Genomic DNA, 23,725 nt, shown 5'->3' on the forward strand with positions numbered 1-23,725 from the left:
GAAAACCTACACACACTTACTAGTTGCTTGCTTGACACCTGCCCTTACCCGTTTGCTCCGGTAGGGGCTTTTTGTTTTGCTGCTCGAAATATAGTGTACTTCCCGATCGCGGGAAGGTTTTCTTTTCCGAGTCACCCTTCACATAAACTTCAAGCTTGTTTAAAGCTTATTTAAAGATAGACATGAATGTATCCTCGTTGACAGAATTTTCCCGATTTTAGTGTAATAAGTCGCACGAGAGTTGCCGATCGCCAACAGACTGGAGATCGGTGTTGCACTCTCCAAAAGAAGAGCGCTCCTCTGAAAGAAGCTTCAGGCTATCGAGTCGTAGACGCTTCCCGAATAAAAACTGAATAAGAACCCAAGTTAGATTTTGTTGCCTCTGGCATCATTTCCTACGAGTATCATTGCTGTTTGAGTACCAGCAACGAGATATCATCGTAAACTTTCTGCGTACCGATGTGTTGTCGCACGTCATTGATAACGGCTCGTTGAATTGCCGATGCCGATTGCTGCCAATTTTGGCTAACTACCTCACACAATCGCTCTATGCCGTAAAACTGCCGATGCGGGTTTTCGGCTTCGGTAATTCCATCGGTATATAGAACCATACCATCTCCAGGATTTAAGCGCACGGTTTCTTGTGCCACAAACTCGCTAATTTCATCCACTAAGCCGATGGGAAATCCCAAGTCAAGGGTATCGATGCGTTCGACTGCACCATTCGCCCGGATGACGAGAATCTCTTCATGCTGTCCGCTGATGCGCACTTCTCCTTGGTGATAATCGATTAACGCCAAGGTTAAATTGCGATCGGAACTCATGCGTTGCACGTTATTGTAAATCGTGCGGTTGAGCGCTTGCAAAAACCGGGCGGGATTGGTTTCGTTATTTTGCAATAACGTCCGCACGGCCGTTTGCACCATAATCATCAATACGCCGCTTTCAAGACCGTGTCCGGTCACATCCCCGATGCCAATTTTCACTCGTCCGTTGCGCTCGAGAATATCGTAATAGTCCCCGCCCACATCTTCAGCCGGTTCCATATATCCGGAAATATCCAACCCCTCAATGCGCTCGAGTTCTCCCCTCTCCGGTAGCAGCATCTGTTGCAGCTTGCGGGTAATCTCCACCTCCGTACTCAGGCGAATATTTTCCGCCCGCAGGCGACTCAAATTAATCTGGGTTTTGATGCGCGCCAGGAGTTCGTCTTTGCTAATGGGTTTGGTGAGGTAGTCGTTAGCCCCCACCGCCAAACCATCTAACAACTCCGACACCTGAGTGTTCGCCGTCAGCATCACAATGGGCAGTTCTGTGGCTGAAAATTTCTCCCGCAATTTCTGGCACACCTCAAACCCCGTTACCCGAGGCATCATCACATCGAGTAACACTAAATCCGGCTTCACCCCCTGTTCGAGGATAATTGCCAGGGCATCGCGTCCGTTGGAAGCCTGGGTAATGTCAAAGTTTTCCACGGATAGGTGATTCACCAACACTTGCAGGTTCACCGGTTCGTCGTCCACCACCAGGATTTTGAGGCGATCGCGATCGGGTTCGGGGGGAAGAATCGTCGGTTCCGGTTCGGGATCGTGCGGGATTTGCGATCCCCAATCGAAGCGATAGTTGAGGGTCGATTTCGGGGGGGGAAACACGGAAATCTCGCACGAAGCCACGGGGAGGGTGAAAATAAACCGAGAACCCAACCCGACGTTTGACTCCACCCACATGCGTCCCCCTTGCAACTCCACTAAGGGTCGGGCAATAGCCAAACCCAGTCCCGTGCCACCATAACGACGGGCTGTAGAACCATCCGATTGTTCGAAGAGTTCGAAGATGCGATCGCACTTTTCCTTGGGAATCCCGATCCCGGTGTCGGCCACGGTAATTTCGAGATAGTCCCCCCTCAAAACCGCCGAGATGGCGATCGTGCCGCGATCGGTAAATTTAATCGCATTGCCGATTAGGTTGTGCAAAATCTGTTCTAATCGGTTTTCATCGGCATACACCAGGGGAAGTTCTGGGGAAATGGCATTCACCAGCGTCAGGTCTTTACTGCCGACTAGGGGTTGACTTAAGGTGAGGACTAATTCAGCGATTGCCCGCATTCCCAAGGGCTTCAGTTGCAGTTCGAGGGTTTCGTGTTTGAGCTTGGAAAAGTCGAGGATATCGTTGACCAAATTCGCGAGGCGATGTCCGCTTTGGGCAACCATCAACAGGTTGGCGCGCTGCAGGGGGGTTAGAGGGCCCGTTGCCCCATCGAGCATCGATTCGACAATCCCGATCGCCCCGTTGAGAGGGGTGCGCAGTTCGTGAGAGGTATTGGCGAGAAACTCGTCTTTGAGGGCATCAAGTCGCTGTAAGTCGGCATTCTGGGCTTCCAGGGTGGCTAAGGAATCTTGCAATCTCTCGGCCATGCTATTGAAAGTTTTTGCTAGTTCCCCCAGTTCGTCAGCGCGATAAATATCTTCGGTGGGTCGCCATTCTCCCCGCGTCAGGGCTTTGGCAGCGGTATTCAACTGCCGAATCGGTTCGATGACCCATCGCGAGGCGATCGTACTAAATAATAGCGCCATACCCAAGGCATTGAGGGCCAGCAACAGCGTGGGGTGGGTTTCGGCGTTCAGGGGTTCGATAAAATCCGCCTCGGGAATCACCACCACTGTCATCCAATCGAGACCGCGCGTATTTTTTAACGGGGCCACCCGAACCAGTTGCCGCGCCCCATCTAACTCGAAGGATAAGTCCACTGGCGAGTCGAGTTGACCGATATTACCGAATTTGGCAACCAGAAATTGAGTGGTGGCATTGATGAGACCAGATGCGCGATCGCATCCTTCTGCGGGTAGGGGGATGGCACTGGCGACAATTTGACCGGAGCGATCTATAATAAGCGCCTGACCAGACCGGCTAATTTCTAAACTTTTGAGAAAATCTCGCAGTTGCGGTAGAGTCAGTTCGATCCCGAGTAACCCCAGGGGACTACCTGCTTGAGTATAAATCGGCACCGGAGGGCTGGCATACAAGAGAGGTTGAGAGGGAGAAAACGTCGCTCGTGCAATCAAGTGAGGTGTTCTCAAATTGCTTTGAACTTCCTGCTCGATCAGCGCTGCAGTTTCTCGACTCAGGTGAGCGGCAATCTCATTCACCGATTGCTGTTCGTTGTACAGCAGCAACCATCCCGTCACTCCAACTCCAGCAAAAATTTGGATGATAAAGGGTACGATTAAAAAGGTTTGCAGGGAAACGAGGCAAGACAGCTTGTTGCCCAAGTAATTAAAAAGTTTTCTCAACATTTTGCGACTCGCCAGATATGCCCGCGATGCACGGGTTGCCCCTTTGCTGTCTCCGTTCCATTGTCTCCGTAGGGGTAAACGAGATGACTCATTCTCGCAAAGAGATGAGAAGCGCTTTCCTTATCGATGACAATCGGGTCCCATCGGGATCCATTCAATGGGACAAAAGGAGATCGCCCGAGGGGCTACTCAGAAAAAAGTTGGATAGCAATCAGCTGTCAGCTGTGGGCTGTCAGCAAAAGCCTTGCCGTGTCTAGCTTCTGTGTTTTCAATAGGTCCTAAACGCTATGCGCTTAGCGATATGAAAATTTTAGGTAATAATACTCTATGAAATGTGCTTGCTCGGAAAATTATGTTAAAAATTTAACATAGATTTAAACTGATGGTGTAAAGAACGACATTCTGGGGCGATCGATTGGTGTATGTCTGTCGATCGGGTGCTATTCAACTCACGAAATTGAAAAAAAGTCAATATTAAAATTTCAATTTTGTCACGACCTAGATCGCGACAGTCCGACTCTTTACCAAAAGTATCCGGGTGTAACCGTGGTTTGTCCTTCCTTGGCATCGTACTTGAGACAATATTCCCGGGCGATCGCATTTTGTTCGAGTAGCTGCTGGTATTCCACTTTGCCAATTTCCGTATCGGTGGAGAGTAAAATCACTTGATGGCTGGCAGCCGGGAAATAGCGTTCTACCAGGTTTTGGCGGTGGGAAGAATCTAAACGTCCCAAGGGAGTATCGATGGCGACGGGGAGATGGCGACCGGAAACGCGGGCGAGTCCCCATAAAAAGGCGATCGCCAGCAGTTGCTTTTCTCCGGCAGAGAGACGGTGTTTGGGAACGGGTTGGGCTTGGCTATCGTAGAGAGAAAGGCGGAAGGTATGGGTATCGATAACCACCCGATGCACTAAGTCAGATTTGTGGAGAAGATACCGAAAGCATTCGGTGACTTCAATTTCGAGTTTGTTGAGTTTTTTGAGGGTTAGTTTTTCTCGAAACAGTTTCAGCGTCTCTTGGACTTTTGCCGAAGCTTGAATGATGTGGTTGGCATTTTTCAGGTCGATGGTTTTTTCGCCGTAGCGGGAAAGTTCTTTTTTGGTTTGGGCGATGGTGCGATCGAGTTCTGCTTGGCGGTGTTGGATGGCTTCGTATTCTGCTTGCACTCGGGCGAGTTCTTGCTGGGCTTTCGTGACGGCATCTTTTAACTTTTCATAGGCTTCGGGGGGGGCGGCAGCCGCCAGGAGTCGTTCCTTGGTTTCCGCGTCTTGCGAGCAGTTTTCCAGCTGTTCGCGATGTTCGATCGCCAGTTGGCATTGGTTGGGAAGTTCGTGTTTGAGGAGAAATACAAGGCGATCGAGGGTTTCGTCATCCATGCCCAAAATGGGGGGATCGTCGCCGGTTTCTAGGGTTTTGTTTTCAGCCTCGAGAAATGCTTGAATTTGCTCGACTTTTTTGGTAGAGAGTTTGAGAGTTTTCAGATGTTCTAACAAGCGGCGATCTCGATCGAGTACCTCATCTCGAATAATATTCGATCGGGCAATTTTTCGCTCTTTTTCTCCTTGCTGATGTGCTTGAGTAAGCAGCGGTTCGATGAGAGTCAGAGGAATTGAATTGGCTGCGAGTTCCCGCAGATTGTGGCGCATGAGAGCGGTATTATCTTGAGCGGTTTTGAGTTCGAGATCGAGTTGGGCGCGTTCGGCAGCTATTTTCCCTCCTTCTGAGAGGAATTTATCGGCGGTTCGCTTGGCTTTTTGTTCGGCGCGATCGAGTTTGGGTTCAAGCTTTTCTAGTTTTTTCGTGACCTCTTGCAACTCTCGTTCTTGTTGTTTTAATTTAGCTTCAATCTCTTCAATACTAGCTAGTTGCTGGGTGCTAGCAAGTTCTTTTCGCTTGCGCTGCACTAAAATGTCTAAATCTGCTGATAAGCGCTTGGCTAACTCCAATCCCAGTAAAGATTGAATCGCTTCGTAGACGAGTGGCGGTGGCGTTTCGAGTTCGGCAAGTTCTTTAACTTGTTCGCCGTCAAATAGAAATAAGTTCGAAATTCCTAAAGGGAGCAAATTTTCGATATACTCATCCCAATTTTTTGTTAAAGCATCTTCTGTCCACTCACCGTGAAAACCTGTCTCCAAAATTCCTAATGTATCTTTCCCATCTTTCGGATTGCGATACCAACTCCGAACAATACGATATTCTACGAGTCTATCCGAAACAATATGCTCGAATGAAAGTTCGACGCGCGTTTGTTCGTTCGGTTTGGTACGGCGATTAACGCATTGGGTTAAAAAGTCAGCATACCCTAGAGTTCCCCGAGTCGAACATTGAGCGCGAGCGCCGTATAAGGCGAGACGAATGGCATCCATTAGGGTGGTTTTTCCACCACCGTTCATGCCGCCAAATAAGATAATCGGTTGGGTTTGCGGATCGGTTTGCGGGCGTAAATTGATGACCTGCTTCCCGGCATAGGGACCAAAATTTTCCAGGTGAAGTTCGAGGAGTTTCAAGTTCTATTCTGAGGGAATTTTGGGTATACGTCTTTTATGAGTGGGAGAAACTGCGATCGATTATTCTTCTTCCGAATCTCCATCCTCCGAACCAAACTTTAAATTTGCCCAACTTAACTGTTTCACCGTATCTACATCGCCATCTTCCACCGCTTTCTTCAAATCTCGTTTATCGCGAGCATTTTGAATCGCTTCTTCCTGGGAATGAGAACTGGTTTTAAAACACTTTTCCAGTTCTTCGTAAATTCCCACCCGACGAGATTTAGTTTGATATTGCCGTTCCGTATCCAGCAGTTTTGCCATCAACTCCAGATGCATGGCATCCCCATCGCTAATTTCTTCTAAGACATTCCACTCGTCGAGTCCGAGCAAGGTAGTTCCCGCGCCGGGACGGGGATCGATAAAAGGAACTCCGGTCACCTCTCGATAAATCCTCGGTAAACTATCATCAAATTCGTGTTTTTCTTCCAGCCAAATTCGGCGAATCTCGCTGAGTTCTTCCGGAGTAATTAAGACAAGATCCCGCACCATTTCCGGTCCGGTTTTGCGGATATGGGTTTGCGCTTCGAGGACTTTCGTCAGCCATCGTTCCCGCCACTCTTTAGTATAGGGACCGGGAATGGTTTTGACTTCTTTTTCGCCATCCACATCCCGCTCGAAGAGTTCGACTCTACCATATATTCGACGAAAATCCCGGCGATCGCGATCGTCTTTTTTATCGAGTTCGTTGCGAATATCCAGTAGCGGCTGCATCCATTCTTTCTCTTCGTCGTTCTGAATCATCGCCTCCATGGATTTATCTTGACTCACCATCGTGCAAACCCAACAACCGAAGCGAGAGTCACCGCAACTGGGGGTAGAGGTATCCACAACGAGGGGACATTCGTTATCGGCAGTTGCCCCCCGATACATGGTGAAGAGGTCTTTATTGCTTTGTCCCCATGGGTTTTCGTACTGATTTAGATATAGCCACACTTCGTCATCGCGCCAGTCTTCGATTGGCGTATACACTAAAGAGTTAATTAGACTAGACCTGGGACTGAGGCGATCTCGAACTCTTTTTACCTCATGTTTTGCCATAACTATGGCACGTTTGGTACTTTCCGCCTTACGCATTCCCAACACTAAGATTACTTCACCATTATCTCGAACCATACTACGAATAAAATGGTTAGCTGGCTTAATCTTTAGGCGTTCCGTACACCAACGAAAGCGAACGCGCGGTGCAGGATATCCTTTACCCATAAGATTCACCCAGAAGGTATTTTTGATTTCTGGATGTAGTAAATGTGTTTCGATGGGGATTTCTTGCTTTTGAGCAGCCAGCTTCATCTGCTTCAACGAATTATTGACCCAAGTTGAGACTATTGGGTTTTCTACAAGAGTATCCGTTGTTATTACATGTATAATTTTCGTTCGCTTATCTTCTGGAAGTTCGGCAACTGCATTCCAAATAAGCTGAAGAACTGTCGTACTATCTTTTCCACCTGAGTATCCAATTACCCATGGCACTTCATCTAAACAGTAAAGCTCTTTGATTTCTCTTTTTAAAAACTCAATAGAGTCAAGAAGTTCTGCGAGAGGTCGCTTCTCTTGAGTATTTAACGTTACTTGTGTTGTAGCCATAGCTTTTCCTATGTCTGCATCCTTTCTGCGACTTGCCGACTTACAAAGCGATCCGAACCTAACGGATCGTGGTCTAGACAGGTTACTTTAACATTACTTGGATTCATTGCACCTTGAGGATGCTTTGGCACAACGGTTAACTGTGAGTTTTCAACGACTCGATCGCAACCCTCTTCGTGTTCGCAGCATCTACGTACAGATAAAAGTCGAACAACCCAAAAAGGTTGAGGTATACTCTTGCTCCCTAGTTTTGGATGTTTTACAGTGCGAGGCTTGGCAGAAACATCATATAAAGATATACGATTACTTTTACGAGAGTTACACCACCCACAAGCTAGTCGAAGATTGTCTCCGTCACGACCACCTTGAGAAAATGGAATAGCATGATCGATATCTATAACAATATCTCGTGCTTTTAAACCATGGAAAGTCATATAATCAACAAATTTAGGTAAAGGTGGAACTGTGATATTTCCTTTAGAGCCTAAGAACTTATGTTCTGCCCAATTTGTAAACTTATATCCACAAATCCAACACCTTTGATCTGGTCCAGAGAGATCCCATAATTCTTTCTTTTCATCTCTACTTAAAGTAGATCTTTCTCGATTTTTACGAAGTTGAACTTTTTTGTCTATTAATCTTGCAATATCTCTAATTAATTCTTGACGATGATTCTTAGATATATCGAAAAAAATTGTTGATATTCGTTCTTTGACTATCTCAAGTATTAGAGCATAACTTGAATCTTCGTTGGTAGAAAAAATCTCTGGATCGCAAATTGAATCAAGAAACCACTCCGTCCAAAGTAAATGGGTATCAGCTCTTATTAAAGTACTACGATTCCCCATTATAAAGTCAGGAAATCTCTGATTAGCTATTTTACTGAGCTGCTCTAGATTCCAACAAGCTGTGTGTTTATCAGCTGTGGTATTTAAAAAAGAGTATATTTCTTCAATTTCCATATATATACTCAGCTTACCTAGCCTAATGGATCTCGATATAAGGTTGATTTTGGTAGTCTTTGTGGATCTTTTCTATATTCGACCCACAGCTTTGACCACCGCTTACGAATTCCAGGCACATCTTTTTTGACGCCATGCAAATTCCAGTCTCGATTGAAATAATCCGTATTTACATCTTCTAACCATTCACTAACTAATACAGGAATTTTCTCAATACTATCGATGCCTATTCTGCGTTCACATAAATATTGAAAAAAATCTGAAGACATAATTTTTAATGAAGTCTGGTTGAAAATATTTGATTTCTTTGGATTTCCCCAATAATGCCATGCATCATCATTATCAGGATCGGAAAATTTATCCCTAACAACAGTCCAGAACGAAATAAAGACATCTCGCCAAACACCGTCCCGCTTATGCCAGTAGTCAAATTCACTGTCGCAGCCTTCTATGTCACTCCAGCCAGTCAGAATTTTGGACTTCTCCAAATGCTTACGCCGCCATGTATCAGCATAGTCTACATTATCGTGAAAAAGTTTTCCTCCCTTTAAATCTCTGAAAATTTTGACAATAGAGGCTAAAACATTCCATTTGAGACGATCTTTTGTGTCTGAGGTCAATCCTCTCTCAACTAAGTTGAAAAATGGACTGTTTGTATATCGTGTCAGGAAAGTTACAGCTCTCGATTCTTCTAAATTAATTCCCGCCGATTCTAATCTATCGGCAACTCTTTCTAGTTCTCGATCGGATAAGCTTGTCGATACAATTGTTCCTAACAATGCAGGCTTAATTGGTGTGGCTTTCTGATTGACCACAACAAACTGAAAAACATGTTCGGCGGGATCGGTATTCATTAGCAGAGAGACTGGAAGCTGACGAGCTGCTTCAGCTTCTATCTTTTGCTCAGCCTCTTCTGAAGCTAAATCATTCTTGATAATTTCATTCTCCAAACTTTCCCTATAGGGATCTTCTCTTACAATTTCTTTTGCCGATGCGATCGCAGCACGTAATCTGTGTTGTCCATCTACCACGACTACAGGTTGCAGGAAAGAAATTAAAGCTTCTTTGGAATAATCTAAAAATCGATCGTCATTAAAATCATTTTTTATGTCTTCTAAAATGGCACTATAAGCTGCTATTTCCTCCCAGAAATCTACAATATGTGACTCGTCAATCAGTGAAGATGCTATAGTCTCTGAATTAGAGTCTTCTTCTTCTAATAAATCTTCTTCAATTTCTAGATCGTTACTAGAAAAGTTATACGAAAATCTAGCACGCTGTTTTAGATTGCGAATCACACTATCTGGAACTTGACCACTAGCAAGGTCTGGGACTCGCATCTCTAAATCACTTTTCACTTTTTTGATAAGTTCCAGCAAGCTTAAATCTTCAAGAGGTTCTGAGTATATTTTCAGCCAGCCGTATTGTACCGTATCTGTTTCGAAAGGTTGAATGGCTTCAAAATCGACATTCACTTGGTTAGGATTCCTCAAAGCACAAAGTAGTGGATTTTGAATGATATTTTTTTCGTTTTGATAAAAGCTTTTTATTTCTTTTATTCTTTTTTTATTTTCTTCACGCTGAAATCCTGTAGTTTCTTGCTCACCAATTTTCTTTTTTTGTGGAACTCCAGCCCACATTTCAATCTCAAGAGCAGAAGCTGCAAAAAGAACTAAGTAATCTCCTGCATTCGTTTGTTTGATACGGACAGCTTTATATTTGAAGATTTTTTGTTTTTGGTTTGAAAGATTTTCTTGATTCATCTTACCCTCCCCAGTCAAATACGAATTTTTTAGATAAAAATTAATATCAAAGCTATGATTCTAACACCATAAACCCAGGGAAGGGTAATTTTGTGATATAGCGCTACGCGCTTAGGTTAGGACGTTCAGAAAAATGGTCCATTACCCAGAGGGGAAGACGGAGATGACAGTGTCCTAACGTATGTGCGTAGTGCTATAATTTGCAGGTTTTCCCAGTGACTATGAATATGCCGCAACGAACACGAATTCGATTAGAGACATGTGGGGAAAGCCACCTCGGATTCTAAAGGTTTTTAAAAACTTGCCCTCGCCCCGGCCACATCTGGGTATAGTCAAGGATGCCAGCGCTTTGACTCGAATCCATGAACGCCAAAACCCGCTCGACCGTTGCTACTCTCCCGCGCCAAGCCGACGAAAATCGCCTCTTCGTCCAAACGACGCAAATGGGGGGAACCGCAGCCTATCTCAGTTCCGTCACCCTAGAATGGCTCGATCTCCGCGTGGGTTTCGCCTCGGAACTTCCCCTGTTCCAACCCCACCTCGATCGCCAAACCCAGAACGTGGAACGGAGTGCAAACACCCTCGAATCCATCGTCCAGCGTCCCCTGGATTGGTCTCGCCAAGCCCCCCTTGCCCAATACCTCGCCACTCGAACCGCCCATAAGTTTCCCCCCCTACTGGTGGTTCTCTCTCCAGCCTGGGTGGACGAACCGGACGCGCCGGAATGGAATTGGGAGGGACGGGCAACTCAGTCGGCAGCAGAGTTTCTGCCTCTAGACGACGGCGATCGCATCGGTTGGCTGGAGGTTTCCCCGGAAGTGCAAATCTACGCCCTAGACGGACAGCATCGATTGATGGGGGTGCAGGGATTGATGCAGTTGCTGCGATCGGGAGAACTCCAAGCCTACAACAAGTCTAAAAAACCCGTCGGCAAACCGATCGCCCTGGCAGATATCGTCGAAAAATACGGCATTGATGCCGAGTCCCTGCAACGTCTCGCCCAGGAAACCATCGGGGTTGAATTTATCCCAGCCGTCTTGCCTGGAGAAACCCGAGAAGAGGCCAGACGGCGGGTACGATCGATTTTCGTCCACGTCAACCTGATGGCGGTTCCCCTGAGTAAAGGACAACTGGCGCTGCTGGATGAAGATGATGGGTTTTCGATCGTCACCCGGCAGGTGGCCGCCACCCATCCCCTGTTGCGAGAAGAAGAAGGACGCAATCCGCGCGTGAATTGGGATAGCGCGACGGTGGCAGCAAAATCCACGGTCTTAACCACCCTGCAAGCCCTCAAAGAAATGGCAGCGCGATATCTCGAACCCCAGTACCCTCACTGGAAAGGCGATCGCCGCAAGGGTTTGATTCCCCGACGACCCGAGGATGAAGAGTTACAAGCGGGTGTCGTCGCATTTGGCGAGTTACTCGATGCATTCGCCAGCCTTCCCAGCTACCGGGCATTAGAACGGGAAGAAACCCCAGCCTTGCGTCGGTTTAGCTTCGAGGAAGAAGAGGGTCGAGGCAATCTCTTATTCCGTCCTGTGGGGCAAATTTCGGTCGCCCAGGCGTTGGGCAGTTTGGTGGCGGGTTCTGGGTGTTCCCTGGAGACGATCTTCGAGAAGTTGCGGCGCTACGACAAGGCCGGTGGATTTGATGGCATGGAGTATCCCGAATCGCTGTGGTACGGTGTGCTGTACGACCCCAACAAGCGGCGAGTACGGGTTGCGGGTCGGGATTTGGCAGCTTTCCTGTTAGCATACCTTCTCGGTGGCATAGAAGACCGCATGGAACGGGCAAAACTGCGGAAGGCACTCGCTCAGGTCAGAACCTTTGAGAATAAAGCAATTAGTTTCCAAGGGCGATTCGTACAGCCGAAGGAAGTGGGATTACCAGAAATATTGTGAAGTCGATCGAAAGTGGCCAATGATTTGGAAAATCCGTGGCCACTTTTTACTGTAACTTTACCCATAACTTTGCCGCGAGCTGAACCATAAGCTTGCCAATCCCTAGCGCGTAGTACCGATAATTCCGTCAGATTCATTAAGGAATATCAGCGCGATCGGAACCATAAGATTGCCTTCTGGCTAAAATAGAATCATAAGTCTGCCATGGGTACAATGATGATTCTATTTTACGCGCTCTAAAAAAGCAGACATGATGCGACTGAGTTCCTCTAGACGAATTTCTAGCGCATCTGTTCTTTGGGTTTCACATTGAAGTTCTTGGCGAAGCTTGCTGAGAAGTCGCTCGAGAGAATGTTGTTTTCTTTCGAGCACGACCAATTTATCTTCAACAGATTCTTCTGGTAGGTCTAAGTGCTGAGCGAGCGCTTCCCTGATGACCTGAGTTCTGTCTTTCTCATCCAGTACAGCGCGAGCATCAAGTGCCTCAAGCATTGACTGAGACAAACGTATTGATATGGTTTTACCTTTGCCAGTTTTCGCCATACTTTTGAGATACAGATGTGATATGTTTGAGATACGAGATACGATTGCACTACGAACGAGATGCACAACCAACCAATTGTAACGAATGGAGGATGACTATGCCCCAGAAATTTGTCCCTAGAGACTGGCAAGACCGATTTGTCCGGGAGTATCAGACCAACCCAAAGAAAGACTTTTTGGTAGAGGCTTGCACCTCATCTGGGAAAACTGGAGGAGCTTTATACGCTTATGACTCTCTCAAAGATGGTTTTGACTGGCGTTTTGTCGTTGTCGTTGTTCCTGCCGAACATTTAAAAAGACAATATGCTCAAGACGCTGCTAATCTTTTTGGACTCAATCTTTATTACTCTGGAACAGATACAAGATTACGCAGGCTACCTACCCCTGAAGAATTACTCCAGCAGAGTTATCAGGGTGTTGTTATCAGCTATCACTGGCTTACCAAATCAGGTAATGCTGAGTCTTTAAAACACAGCTTCAATCAAACTTTGACGGGGAAAGTATTTGTCATTCTTGATGAGGTGCATCATGCGAGTTCAGACCTTGCATTTGGTCAAGCTTGTGAAGTGGCTTTCCCGAACCATGTTGTCTCTCATCGTTTAATGACTTCTGGAACCCCTTTCCGCTCTGATAATAATAGAATTTTGGGGAATTGGGTGAATTATATTTCTGTAGAAGAAAATGTTTACGAATGTCTACCAGATTTTCGATACACCTTAGCGGACGCTTTAAATGAGGAAATCATTCCTCCTTTCTCATTTGTGACAATGGCTGGAGAATTCACCTATCGTCGAGGTCGTGCTATTTACGAGGGCAAAACTTTTACCAATGCTCAAAACGAAGATGAGCTGAAAGATGCACTGAATACAGCAATTTATGTTGAAGGTGATTGGGTCAGAACAGCAATTGAATGGGCACATGAGCGCATGAAGCGAGATCGTGCTAAAGGACTACCAGAGTGTGCAACCTACATTCGTGTTCCGACAATTCAAGCTGCTCGCCAGATGAAAGAGCGCATTAGTCGTCTTACTGGCGAAGAAGCCTTAGTTGTTGTTTCCAAAGATGATGACCCCAACCCAAACTCTAGTTTTTCCTCGAATCAGAACTCTAGCGAACGTATTGAACAATTCGCAGCAGAAATAGGTACAACAGCAAGATCGTGGATAGTTGGCGTGGGAATGTTGGGTGAAGGCGTTTCAATTCATCGCCTCAAATATCGCATCCATGCTACTAATATTCGCGCCCCTCTATCTTTTATGCAAGATTTGGGGCGTTTGTTACGCAAATTTCCAGAAGATTCACCAGAAGCGGTGGAAACGCTTATTCCTGCACACCCCACACTCATTGATTTGGCAATAAGCGTGATGAATGAAGTTGCTCATGTGATTCGGGAAAGAGAGGACGAAAAATTGAGGGATGAGAATAGTGATAATGAGGTAGACAAAGACAGAGAAACACTCCCCTCTTCATTTGAACCACTCGCTTCTACTGGGAAGTTGGCCATGCAGATTGTAGAGGGCGAGGAAATTTCTGATAAATATACTAATGTTGCAGAATGGGCAGTAGCGAACAAAGAGATTTGGAAACATTGGGGAAAAACTCCAGCTCATTTAGCACAAATGCTTCAGCAGGAACCAGCAATCTTTGATTTACTGCATCAAGAGTATCAAAAAAACATTAATCAAACGAGCAGTAGTCATAGTCCTCCCTCTACAAAAGATGTTCCTCAAGGATTTCCTTCTGAATATTCAAGTTGGTTACCGGATCAAAAAGCTCAATATGCTCGAAAGGAAGCTAACAAAAAGGTTTTCCGATTAGCTTGCCTTTTACACCCCAATGATAGTGAGAAAGGCAAAGAGGAAGAAGTCGGAAAAATCCACAACAAAGCCAAACAGAGAAATGGATTACCATTAGATGGCTTTATTGGTCATGAAGGGTGGGAGAAAATCTATCTATGGCTTTGCGATCGCATTGCTCATGCTGCCCAACTTAAAGGTACAGAGGATTTGTAATGGAAGGACAATTCAAAACAATTGACCCCACTCAAGGTAAGTTACCTGAAACAGCAATAATCGAGAAGGTCACTTCAGAAAAAGACCGATTGCCTAACGAAGAACATGACAATGCAGTGAGGGCTTTTTTTGTCTCTGACGGCATAGCTTCTGGCATTGGTAAAGATTTAGCATTTGTTGACAAAATTCCTCAGTTTATCAATGAAATCATTGAGAATAAGTCCTGGGAATGTCTATATGTCGCGAAGGGGGTGGTAACTCCCTTTTATTGTCGCTACACCAAAGGGACTGATTCTGAGAACTTTCGATCTTATATCACTGCAAAACGTCCTAATGGCTTGGAAACTAGCGTGGGAACGTTAGACAGGGTATTACAAGCAGATTTGGAGGTGCAGAGGAAATTTCGGGCAGTTATTTATGAGTCTCACCAGGGAGAACGCACGGATCTTGATGCTTTAACTTCGGATAGCGACTATCCGAAGTTAGGAAATGCCCTAAAATCTGCACAACAAAAACGTATCCGGGCTGCAAACCGAGCAGCAGAAGCCATTCCAGAGATCGGGGACTTACTTGATAGAGGATTAATCTCCATAGATGTTGCTGCTCGATTAGGTTGCGACATCAGAGATCCTGAGAATCTTACCGCCGAAGAGCGGGAGTATGTCGATAAGCGAGACTTAATCGGTATCCGACTCAGACAGTATATAAATACTAATCCAATTCCTGAAGACGAGGATAAGGAACCTGCCTATAGTCGAGAGCTAAATCACTTTGTTAAAGACCTGTTGGGGATTAAAGACCGTTCTAAGTCCGTGCGGATGGATCATCCCAAGAAAGCAGCAGAGAAACTACTTAAGTTCTATCAAGGGGAGAAACTCAAAGAGTTAGTTGAGCATTTGAGACAAGGGTTAGAACCTCTCACAGAACAGCCAGAAAAATCAGTGGACGAGCATGAGGCTGAAATTTCTGCTGAAACTAATGACATGCATCCAGAAGATACAAGCCAGGATTCGGACTTCTCAGCAGAAGTGACGAATATACCAGAGGTTCAAACCGAGGGACTGCAAAAACTGAATTCTTATAATAATCCATTAAATGTTGAAAAGCTTGCAGAACGCTTAGGACTTAAGCCACAAACAGTCTTGAACGTGATGTACAACCAGCCAAAGCAATTTCCAAAATGGTCAAAACAGCGAGATCCAGATCATATAGCTTGGCAGCGAACTGGAGACAAGAAGGGCAAATTGACACTCTTTAGTCCGGTTTCAGACAACAATCAGGAGGAAAATTCTGATGCTATCAAGAACGGAGTTTGATGCTTGGTGTAAGAATCTTGGTATATCTCATCAAACCCAGGAAGTCATAGAACGGATTCGCTCTTCAGAACCATCTCGTAGTGTGAGTGGTGGGAGTCAAAATGTTTTTGGTCGTTATCCCAGCCGTAAGATGGGAGTAACTATCCAGTTTGAATCTCACAAAGTTGAACTCCCTTTTATCTTTCAACTCGAACATGATAAAAATGTTTTAGAGTTCTACGATCAACCACCGTCAATTAAGCTCGATTATCAAAGTAAGAACGATCGGAAATTAGGTGTATTGCACACTCCTGACTTCTTTGTTCTTCGACAAGGCTCTGCGGGTTGGGAAGAATGTAAACCCGAAGAACAACTTGAAAAACTTGCCAAAAAGAGTCCCCATCGCTACATTCTTTCTGAAAATAAAAGATGGTACTGCCCGCCAGGAGAGAATTACGCAAGTAAATTTGGACTCTATTACCACTTACGTTCTGACGCTGAGATTAATTGGAATCTGCAACGGAATCTAGTGTTCTTGGAAGATTATCTCCGAGAAGAATCTCTACAAGTAGATAAATACCAATTAGACAGAATTCTTAAAGCTATCTCCGAAAGACCGGGAATAAAGTTGACTGAATTGTTAAATTCTTTCACTGCCGACTACATCTACATCCTCGTTGCCAAGGAACAAATTTATGTCGATCTAAGCAATAGCCTTTTAGCTGAACCCAATCAATGTTCTATCTTCCCCAATAGCCAAACGGCAAAAGCTTATTCCCTGATGGTAAGTTCTACCCCTTCTACAGAAGCAATGGTTTCTCCTGTAGTGAATTTAACGATGGGAACATCAATTACTTGGGATGGGAAAACTTGGATGATTATTCATGTAGGAACCACAGAAATTGTCCTGCGAGGGGAACAGGAAGAGTTAATTGAGCTAAAACGACACGAGTTTGAGGCTTTGGTGAGGCAAGGCAAAATCATTAGCACAGAACTGAAAACTTCAAGCATCGTTACCACGGAAGCCTGGGACAGATTTTATCAAGCTAGCCCCGAAGACCAAACAGAAGCTCTCCGCCGCTATGAAATTATCAAGCCTTACTTAGAAGGACAGACGCGAGACAAGGAAACCACTTCAGCCCGTACAATCAGGGATTGGAAAGCTAAGTATCTGGCAGCACAACAAAAATATAGCTGTGGTTACCTGGGCTTATTATCTCATCGTCAAGCAAAAGGTAATCGTCAGCGCAAGCTACCTGACGCAACGCTGGAAATGATGGAACAGTTCATTACGGAGGACTACGAAAATCTCAAACAGAAAACCAAATGGTCAGTGTATTGCTCTTTGGTAGACGCTTGCGAACGGAAAGGTATCATCGCCCCGAGTTATAAAACTTTCAGCAAAGAAATCAAGAGACGCTCTGGGTACAAACAAACCTTGAAACGCAAGGGTCGCAGAGCTGCATACCAACAAAGCACCTTTTACTGGGAACTGAAGAGAACAACCCCGAGACATGGCGATCGCCCCTTTGAGATTGGTCATATTGACCATACTCAGATGGACGTAGAGCTGGTTTGTTCTCGTACTGGTCGTCTATTAGGAAGACCTTGGGCGACCTTTTTAATTGATGCTTATTCCCGACGTTTCCTTGCGATATATCTCACTTTTGACTCGCCTTCTTATCGTTCCTGTTTGATGGTACTGAGACTCTGCGTGCAACGCTACGGACGTTTACCACAGACGATTGTTGTGGATAACGGTGCAGAGTTTCACAGTACTTATTTTGAGACATTATTGGCAACCTTTGAATGCACCAAAAAGCACCGTCCAGCAGCTAAAGGGAGATTTGGCTCGGTTTGTGAACGGTTATTCGGAACGAGCAATACACAATTCATTCACAATCTGATGGGGAATACCCAAATCACCCGTAATGTTAGACAGGTGACTAAATCAGTCAATCCTAAAAATCAGGCAGTGTGGACATTAGAAATCTTGTGCGAATATCTTTTTCAATGGGCTTATGACGTTTACGATACGGAAGATCATCCAGCATTAGGACAAACGCCACGAGACGCTTTTACCGCAGGAGTTATACAGAGTGGTGGAAGAACTCACCGTTTAATTCCCTATGATGAGAACTTTAAGATCCTCACTTTCCCCACAACAAGTAGTGGGAAAGCTAAAGTACAAGCCAGTCGAGGAGTGAAAATAAACTATATCTACTACTGGTCTAATCTGTTTAGAAACCCAGATGTGGAAAATACTTCTGTTCCGGTGAGATACGATCCTTTTAATGCTGGAATTGCCTACGCTTTTGTTCAAGGTCAATGGGTAGAGTGTATTTCTCAATACTATGCTGAATTTCAAGGGCGTTCTGAGAAAGAATTAAAGCTAGCTACTAGCGAATTGCGTAACCGTTATAGGAAAAATAAGCAATCAAAAATTTCTGCAAAAAAGCTAGCAGATTTCCTCGCCTCTGTGGAAGCAGAGGAAATTTTACTCGAACAGCGATTACATGACACGGAATCAGCAGATATTTTTCAATTAATTGAAGGAGGAAAGTCAAGCTCAAAAACAGTTCTCAATCAATTCCAAAATCTTGACCCTACTAAAACTGATAACCAGAGCGACTCTGAACGACAACAACCTAGACATAATTCACCAGAGCAACTTGTTGTCTATGAGGAGTTTTAACCATGAGTAATACGAGTAATACTTTTATTTTCCCGATCGAACTCCTCAAATCTCCTATCAGTGATAGATTAGCTTATTTTGAGTCTTTTACTGTTGCCCATCCCAAACTTCGTGAAGTGTATGAAGTACTCATGCGAACTATAGCAGAACCCGCAGGAGCATCCTTCATTTTTGTTTATGGTGCAAGTGGAGTTGGTAAAACCACTCTTCGTAAGAGAGTAGAGCAAAAGCTGATTGAGCAAGCATTACCTCAGTTAGGAAAAGACCGTGGGCGTATTCCCGTCGTAGGTATTGAAGCTGTAGCACCAGAATCAAGAAATTTTAACTGGAAAGACTACTATACCCGCGCGCTTATCGCACTAGAAGAACCGTCGATCGAACAAAAATTTGACTACGGAGTGAGAGGCATCTATCAAGATACTTTGGGTCATATCGTCATTGAGTCCAAAGTTGTTGCACCTGCGCTGCGTCGCGCTCTTGAAAGTACGCTTCGTCATCGCCATCCTGATGTCTTCTTCATTGATGAGGGGCAACACTTAGGCAAAATGTCTAGTGGACATAAGCTTCAAGACCAATTGGATTGCCTCAAGTCTTTGGCTAATATGACAGGTATCCTACATTGTTTATTAGGAACGTACGAACTGTTAACTTTCCGTAATCTGAGTGGTCAATTATCTCGCCGCAGTGTTGATATTCATTTCCCTCGCTATCAAATTCATGAATCTGATGATGTTCAAGCCTTTAAGAGTATATTACTCACTTTTCAATGCCAAATGCCACTTCACGAAACACCAGATTTAGTTCCTCACTGGGAGTATTTCTATGAACGGACTCTTGGTTGTGTGGGAATTCTTAAAAACTGGCTTACCCGCGCCCTGAAAGATGTTTTAGATGAGGAAGCTACTACCGTAACCCTGAAACACCTCAAAAGACGGGCTTGGTCAGTTTCCCAATGTCAAAGAATGCTCAAAGAAATTCAAGCGCGCTAACACCATTAATGGAAGTGGAGATATTGCTCAAGACTTTGTTGATGCAGTTGAAGTTCTGACTTGCTCCCAGAATTTACGACTTCTCACACTACTCACATGGTCTAAGGTTTTTGCTTGGCAGGGGTTGCTACGTACCCATAAAGCTTGGTGTTCCGCCTGCTATCATGAATGGCTAGAATCAGGCAGTGTGATTTATGAGCCTTTGCTTTGGTCGATTAAGACTGTCAAGGTTTGCCCAAGACATCGTGTAACCTTGCTAGAACAATGCCCCCACTGTCAGCAACGTCTATTTTTTCTCAGTTGGCGTTCGCGTTCTGGATTTTGCTCTGAATGTCACCAGCTCCTTGTGGATTTATCGCAGATCACCCTGAATCAAGGAGGAATTCAGCGCTATTCAGAAAACGAATTAGAAAAATATTCCTGGACAGCTAATTCCTTCGGATATTTGCTAGCTCAATCTCCAGTTCTTAATTCTTTACCATCTAAAAGCATCGTTCGGGATAACCTTGTTCTGGCAGTAGATATCCTCACAGATGGTAATATGGCTGCCTTGGCTTCCTCTCTTGGAATCCCGAAAAATACTTTTTGGGGTTGGTATACCGGGAAATCCTTCCCTACGATAGACTCCTTGTTAGAGATTGCTTGGAGACTCAATACATCTCTGTTTGATTTAGTGACTCAGAAAATTGAACTTTCGAGTTTAAAAACGATATCCTGCCAAGCTCTCCCCGGTCACGCAAAACCTAAGCGTTTATCCCCGAGAAGCTTTGATTCTTGGCGGGTACAGCAAGCATTGCTCAACGCCCTAGCTCAACCGGAAAGTGATGTTCCGACTATTAAACAAATTTCGGAGAGCCTCGGTTGCGATCGCAGACTGATTTCCAAGCATTTTCCCGATCTATGCCGTGCTGTTGTGCTTAAACGCCGCAATTGGCAAAAATCAAATTTGGAGCAAACGATTCAAGATTGCTGCACGGAAATTCGACAGGCCGTTCTTACCCTATATGCCCAAAGACAATATCCTAGCGAGGCTCGCGTTTCACGCTTAATGTCCCATCCTGGATTTTTCCGTTATCGGCGTGTTAGGGATTGCTTGCATGCTGCTAGGTGCGAACTTGGGCTAGAATCATAACTTTGCCAGCCTTAAATGGAAGCATAACCTTACCAAGACGGCAGGCTTATGGGTAAAGTCACATTTACCTGGGTTTGTTTTGCCTGAGATTTAAATGGACACAACTGGACTCGAACCAGTGACCCCTACGATGTCAACGTAGTGCTCTAACCAACTGAGCTATGCGTCCGCAACGACTTCTTATCGTAGCACGGGTCGATCGCGGTTGGCAAACTTTTTGAGAAAAAAGCCGTCTCGTTACAGATTTAGCAATGGGATAAAGTCTCGCACGTCCCCAGCCCGCTTGTGTTTGAAACACTTGCCTCATGCCCCAAGACCTGCGCGCGCGAAGTCCGATCGGTGGTTTGACTCGGAAATCTCCACAATTCTTCTACATTTTGTATCCTCGAGTGTTAAAAAGGGAACGAGGTATGAAATACTAGGTATTTATTGCGCTCGATCGACCCTCACCACAGCGCTTTGAAGCGATTTACGTAAAAACACCGAAAAAAGCTTGCATATTTCTCGAAAGTGATGCTATACTCTAAGTGAGTTTACGGAGTTAAGACTCCTGAGAGCCATCAGGGTTGCATTTCTTGTTCATTTGAATCTCGCATAGGCCCAGAAACGACTATATGTCGTTTTCTACACTCTCGGTAATCTGCACCCTTTTTTAGTTCCCTATTTTTGGGTTAACAAATTGGGTGTAGGGGTAACAGTCAATGAGTTGCAGGGTAGCTCGTTTGGCAGCATTATATCTCTGTCCCCATTGGGGTTTTGAGAAAAGCTGCTTAGCGTCTGCCCTACTTTACTTTATGGCTCTATAACGATAACGACTCATCATAAAGGAAAGGAATCGCCTTTCAACTCATTACATCTCTTCATTTCGATCGAGCGTTATTTAAATCGAGATTTTCGATCGATTTTCAATCTGTTTCCAGCGAACTGAAGTAACGAAGAGACTGGCCGATCGATTTTTCTGCACAAAGTTTTTATCCTCATCGGTATTTGATGCGATCGTTGCCCGAGCCGATCGAAGTGCGATCGCAGCTCGCGCTATACTCGAACGCGCACGGAATTTTTCCTCAACAATTATGGAGATCGCAGATATTCTTATTGGCTCGATCGTCTTGCTTTTGGTGCTGGGCATCGGAGTTGGAACGATGACTTGGGCATATGTCGGTTCGGGGAGTACTTCGATTCTGTTTCCCGATCCCCTGCCCGTTCGAGATCGAGAAGACAGTTCTCCAGGAGATACCATCGATGCTACCGTCGTCAGCCAGTTCGATCGGGGGATGAATGCTTACAAACAGCAGAAGTACCGTCAAGCCATCGAAGATTTTAGTACTTGCATCGAGGGAATGGGCTCTCTCGCCGAAGCCTACCACAATCGAGGGTTAGCATTTGCCAACCTATACCAAGATCGCGAGGCTGTCGAAAACTTAGTGAAAGCTGGAGAACTTTACGCCGAAGGTAACAACGAAGGGGGCATTCGCCGGATTCGTCAAGATTTGGAGGTGTTACAGGCTCGCAAATAATCCATGCCAACCTCACGAACCCAGCGCTAAAGAAACTAGCCCGATTCGCTGGCTAAAACGGGATATCGTCTTCTAATGGTTCGTTGGGGGGTGGAGGGGTCATCGGTGGTGCGGGGGGGGCGGTCGGCACTTGCGGTACGGGCGCAGCAACGGGAGGCGCTGGAGTGGCAGCCACACCCACAGAGGCTGGAGCCGGTGCGTAGGCGGCGGGTGCGGGGGCAGAAACTGGAGCCGGTGCCGTGGCTCCCATCGCTGGCTCGTTGCTCAAAGGCGCTTCGTTGCTGCCCCAGGCAAAAATTCTCTGGGCGACCAATTCCGCCCGCTTTTCCTTGAAACCTTCGGGACGATCGATGGTACTCATGCTCAAACGCCCTTCGATGGCAACGCGATCGCCCTGGCGGAAGCGTTTTTGAACCTCAAGAGCCAGATTTCGCCACGCCACCACCTTCAAGCGAGAGGGCGGCTCTCCCTCCCGCGTTCCTTCGAACTGAACCAGCATTTCCGCAATTTCAATTTGAGTATCGCTGGTGTATCGCAGTTGGGGATCTTGAAGGATTTGAGCGACTAAGATGCAATTATTCATATGTTCCGACGAGTGCTGTAAACTTTTTGAAGATCGTCTGCCAATCCGAGCAGACGAGAATGCCAAAAATCGTGCAGTCGAACCTGCTATTCAACCCCTGCAATTTGACTATTTTATCAGTGCGTTCCCAAAGCGCGAGTCTCAGGTCTGTGGCTCCTATCTCCGTTGGTTTTCAAAGGCTGCGACCGTCGCGCTTGGAGTTGAAAAGAAGGTTGAGTCGATTGTCGTACTTAAATTATTATAAATTGAAAGATCGTGAGCGAAACAGAAACAATTTTTAGTAAAATTATTCGCAAAGAAATTCCGGCGGATATTGTTTACGAAGATGACTTGGCACTTGCCTTTCGAGACGTATCTCCCCAAGCCCCGGTTCATATTCTCGTCATCCCCAAAAAGCCCATTGTCAACCTCGCCACGGCTTCAGAGAACGATCGAGATTTACTCGGACATCTATTAATCGTTCTCCAGCAGGTTGCCGTGCAAGAAGGCTTGAGCAATGGGTATCGAGTGGTGCTCAATACCGGTGAAGAGGGCGGACAGAGCGTTTATCACATGCACTTCCACCTGCTCGGCGGACGATCGATGACCTGGCCTCCCGGCTAAATCGGAGCCAGAGAGAGCCAGATGAGATTTGCCGGCCAAATGTTGAAATACTTTACAACTCGAAATATTTGTGTTAATGTAAAGATATGAGGTCGGAAACAGATTTATTTATTTATTGCTTCTACCTCTGTTCTTAACGAACCTTGAAAACTACATAGCAATCATCCTGCAATCATGACCACCACCATTCAGCAGCGCGAAAGCGCTTCCGTGTGGGATCGGTTCTGCAACTGGATCACCTCCACCGAAAACCGGATTTACGTCGGTTGGTTCGGCGTGTTGATGATTCCTTGCTTGCTAACCG

General features: G+C 45.6%; 15 protein-coding genes, 1 tRNA gene and 2 pseudogenes. 10 read left to right on the top strand and 8 right to left on the bottom strand.

All coding sequences use genetic code 11. The annotated features are described in order from the left end of the window. Positions 1–404: 404 nt before the first annotated feature. From AC2215_RS01780 to AC2215_RS01800, 5 genes are all read right to left on the bottom strand, one after another. Entirely contained in the window at positions 405–3,293 is a 2,889-nt protein-coding gene (locus AC2215_RS01780; protein ID WP_486808234.1) for a SpoIIE family protein phosphatase, read from the bottom strand. Between the two features lie 521 nt (positions 3,294–3,814). Continuing rightward, a complete protein-coding gene (dndD, locus tag AC2215_RS01785; protein WP_486808235.1) occupies positions 3,815–5,800 on the bottom strand; it encodes a DNA sulfur modification protein DndD in 1,986 nt (661 codons plus the stop codon). Positions 5,801–5,860: 60 nt separating this feature from the next. Further along, positions 5,861–7,426, bottom strand: a complete 1,566-nt coding sequence (gene dndC / locus AC2215_RS01790) for a DNA phosphorothioation system sulfurtransferase DndC (RefSeq protein ID WP_486808236.1) — start codon at positions 7,424–7,426, stop codon at positions 5,861–5,863. Between the two features lie 8 nt (positions 7,427–7,434). Beyond that, complete coding sequence (locus tag AC2215_RS01795; RefSeq protein WP_486808237.1) at positions 7,435–8,388, bottom strand: HNH endonuclease; 954 nt, start codon at positions 8,386–8,388, stop codon at positions 7,435–7,437. A 17-nt stretch (positions 8,389–8,405) separates the two neighbouring features. After that, positions 8,406–10,151, bottom strand: a complete 1,746-nt coding sequence (locus AC2215_RS01800; RefSeq protein ID WP_486808238.1) for a ParB N-terminal domain-containing protein — start codon at positions 10,149–10,151, stop codon at positions 8,406–8,408. A gap of 362 nt (positions 10,152–10,513) precedes the next feature. On the opposite strand from AC2215_RS01800, the gene AC2215_RS01805 reads away from it, so the two are divergent. Further along, the gene (locus AC2215_RS01805; protein ID WP_486808239.1) at positions 10,514–12,052 is read left to right on the top strand and encodes a DGQHR domain-containing protein; all 1,539 of its coding nucleotides are present in this window, start codon (positions 10,514–10,516) and stop codon (positions 12,050–12,052) included. 222 nt (positions 12,053–12,274) lie between these two features. Here the strand turns inward: AC2215_RS01805 and AC2215_RS01810 are convergent, their stop codons facing one another. Next, positions 12,275–12,595, bottom strand: coding sequence for a ribbon-helix-helix protein, CopG family (locus AC2215_RS01810; RefSeq protein ID WP_486808240.1), 321 nt, complete (start codon positions 12,593–12,595; stop codon positions 12,275–12,277). A 98-nt stretch (positions 12,596–12,693) separates the two neighbouring features. Between AC2215_RS01810 and AC2215_RS01815 the strand changes: the two genes are divergently transcribed. The 6 genes and pseudogenes from AC2215_RS01815 to AC2215_RS01840 all read left to right on the top strand — a co-directional run bounded on the left by AC2215_RS01815 (position 12,694) and on the right by AC2215_RS01840 (position 20,718). Then, entirely contained in the window at positions 12,694–14,607 is a 1,914-nt protein-coding gene (locus AC2215_RS01815; RefSeq protein ID WP_486808241.1) for a DEAD/DEAH box helicase, read from the top strand. Continuing rightward, positions 14,607–15,923, top strand: coding sequence for a hypothetical protein (locus AC2215_RS01820; protein WP_486808242.1), 1,317 nt, complete (start codon positions 14,607–14,609; stop codon positions 15,921–15,923). The genes AC2215_RS01815 and AC2215_RS01820 overlap by 1 nt, the downstream gene beginning before the upstream one ends. Continuing rightward, entirely contained in the window at positions 15,901–18,597 is a 2,697-nt protein-coding gene (locus AC2215_RS01825) for a TnsA endonuclease N-terminal domain-containing protein (protein ID WP_486808243.1), read from the top strand. The genes AC2215_RS01820 and AC2215_RS01825 overlap by 23 nt, the downstream gene beginning before the upstream one ends. Before the next feature lie 2 nt (positions 18,598–18,599). Further along, positions 18,600–19,586: an ATP-binding protein gene (locus tag AC2215_RS01830; protein ID WP_486808244.1), complete on the top strand. Its 987-nt coding sequence runs from the start codon at positions 18,600–18,602 to the stop codon at positions 19,584–19,586. 55 nt (positions 19,587–19,641) lie between these two features. Continuing rightward, a pseudogene (locus AC2215_RS01835) lies at positions 19,642–19,830 on the top strand (TniQ family protein); the annotation flags it as partial. A gap of 102 nt (positions 19,831–19,932) precedes the next feature. Beyond that, positions 19,933–20,718 carry a helix-turn-helix domain-containing protein gene (locus tag AC2215_RS01840; RefSeq protein WP_486808245.1) on the top strand — a complete coding sequence of 262 codons (786 nt, stop codon included), beginning with the start codon at positions 19,933–19,935 and terminating at the stop codon, positions 20,716–20,718. Between the two features lie 95 nt (positions 20,719–20,813). On the opposite strand, the gene AC2215_RS01845 is transcribed toward AC2215_RS01840, so the two are convergent. Beyond that, a tRNA-Val gene (locus AC2215_RS01845) sits at positions 20,814–20,887 on the bottom strand. Between the two features lie 904 nt (positions 20,888–21,791). Between AC2215_RS01845 and AC2215_RS01850 the strand changes: the two genes are divergently transcribed. Further along, on the top strand, positions 21,792–22,235 hold the full coding sequence (locus tag AC2215_RS01850) for a hypothetical protein (protein ID WP_486808246.1): 444 nt from the start codon (positions 21,792–21,794) through the stop codon (positions 22,233–22,235). A gap of 52 nt (positions 22,236–22,287) precedes the next feature. On the opposite strand, the gene AC2215_RS01855 is transcribed toward AC2215_RS01850, so the two are convergent. Further along, positions 22,288–22,818: a single-stranded DNA-binding protein gene (locus AC2215_RS01855; RefSeq protein ID WP_486808247.1), complete on the bottom strand. Its 531-nt coding sequence runs from the start codon at positions 22,816–22,818 to the stop codon at positions 22,288–22,290. 255 nt (positions 22,819–23,073) lie between these two features. Between AC2215_RS01855 and AC2215_RS01860 the strand changes: the two genes are divergently transcribed. Together AC2215_RS01860 and AC2215_RS01865 are read left to right on the top strand one after the other, a co-directional pair. Next, positions 23,074–23,421: a histidine triad nucleotide-binding protein gene (locus AC2215_RS01860; RefSeq protein ID WP_486808248.1), complete on the top strand. Its 348-nt coding sequence runs from the start codon at positions 23,074–23,076 to the stop codon at positions 23,419–23,421. 174 nt (positions 23,422–23,595) lie between these two features. Further along, a pseudogene (locus AC2215_RS01865) lies at positions 23,596–23,725 on the top strand (photosystem II q(b) protein); the annotation flags it as partial.

The organism is Zarconia sp., assembly GCF_057467645.1.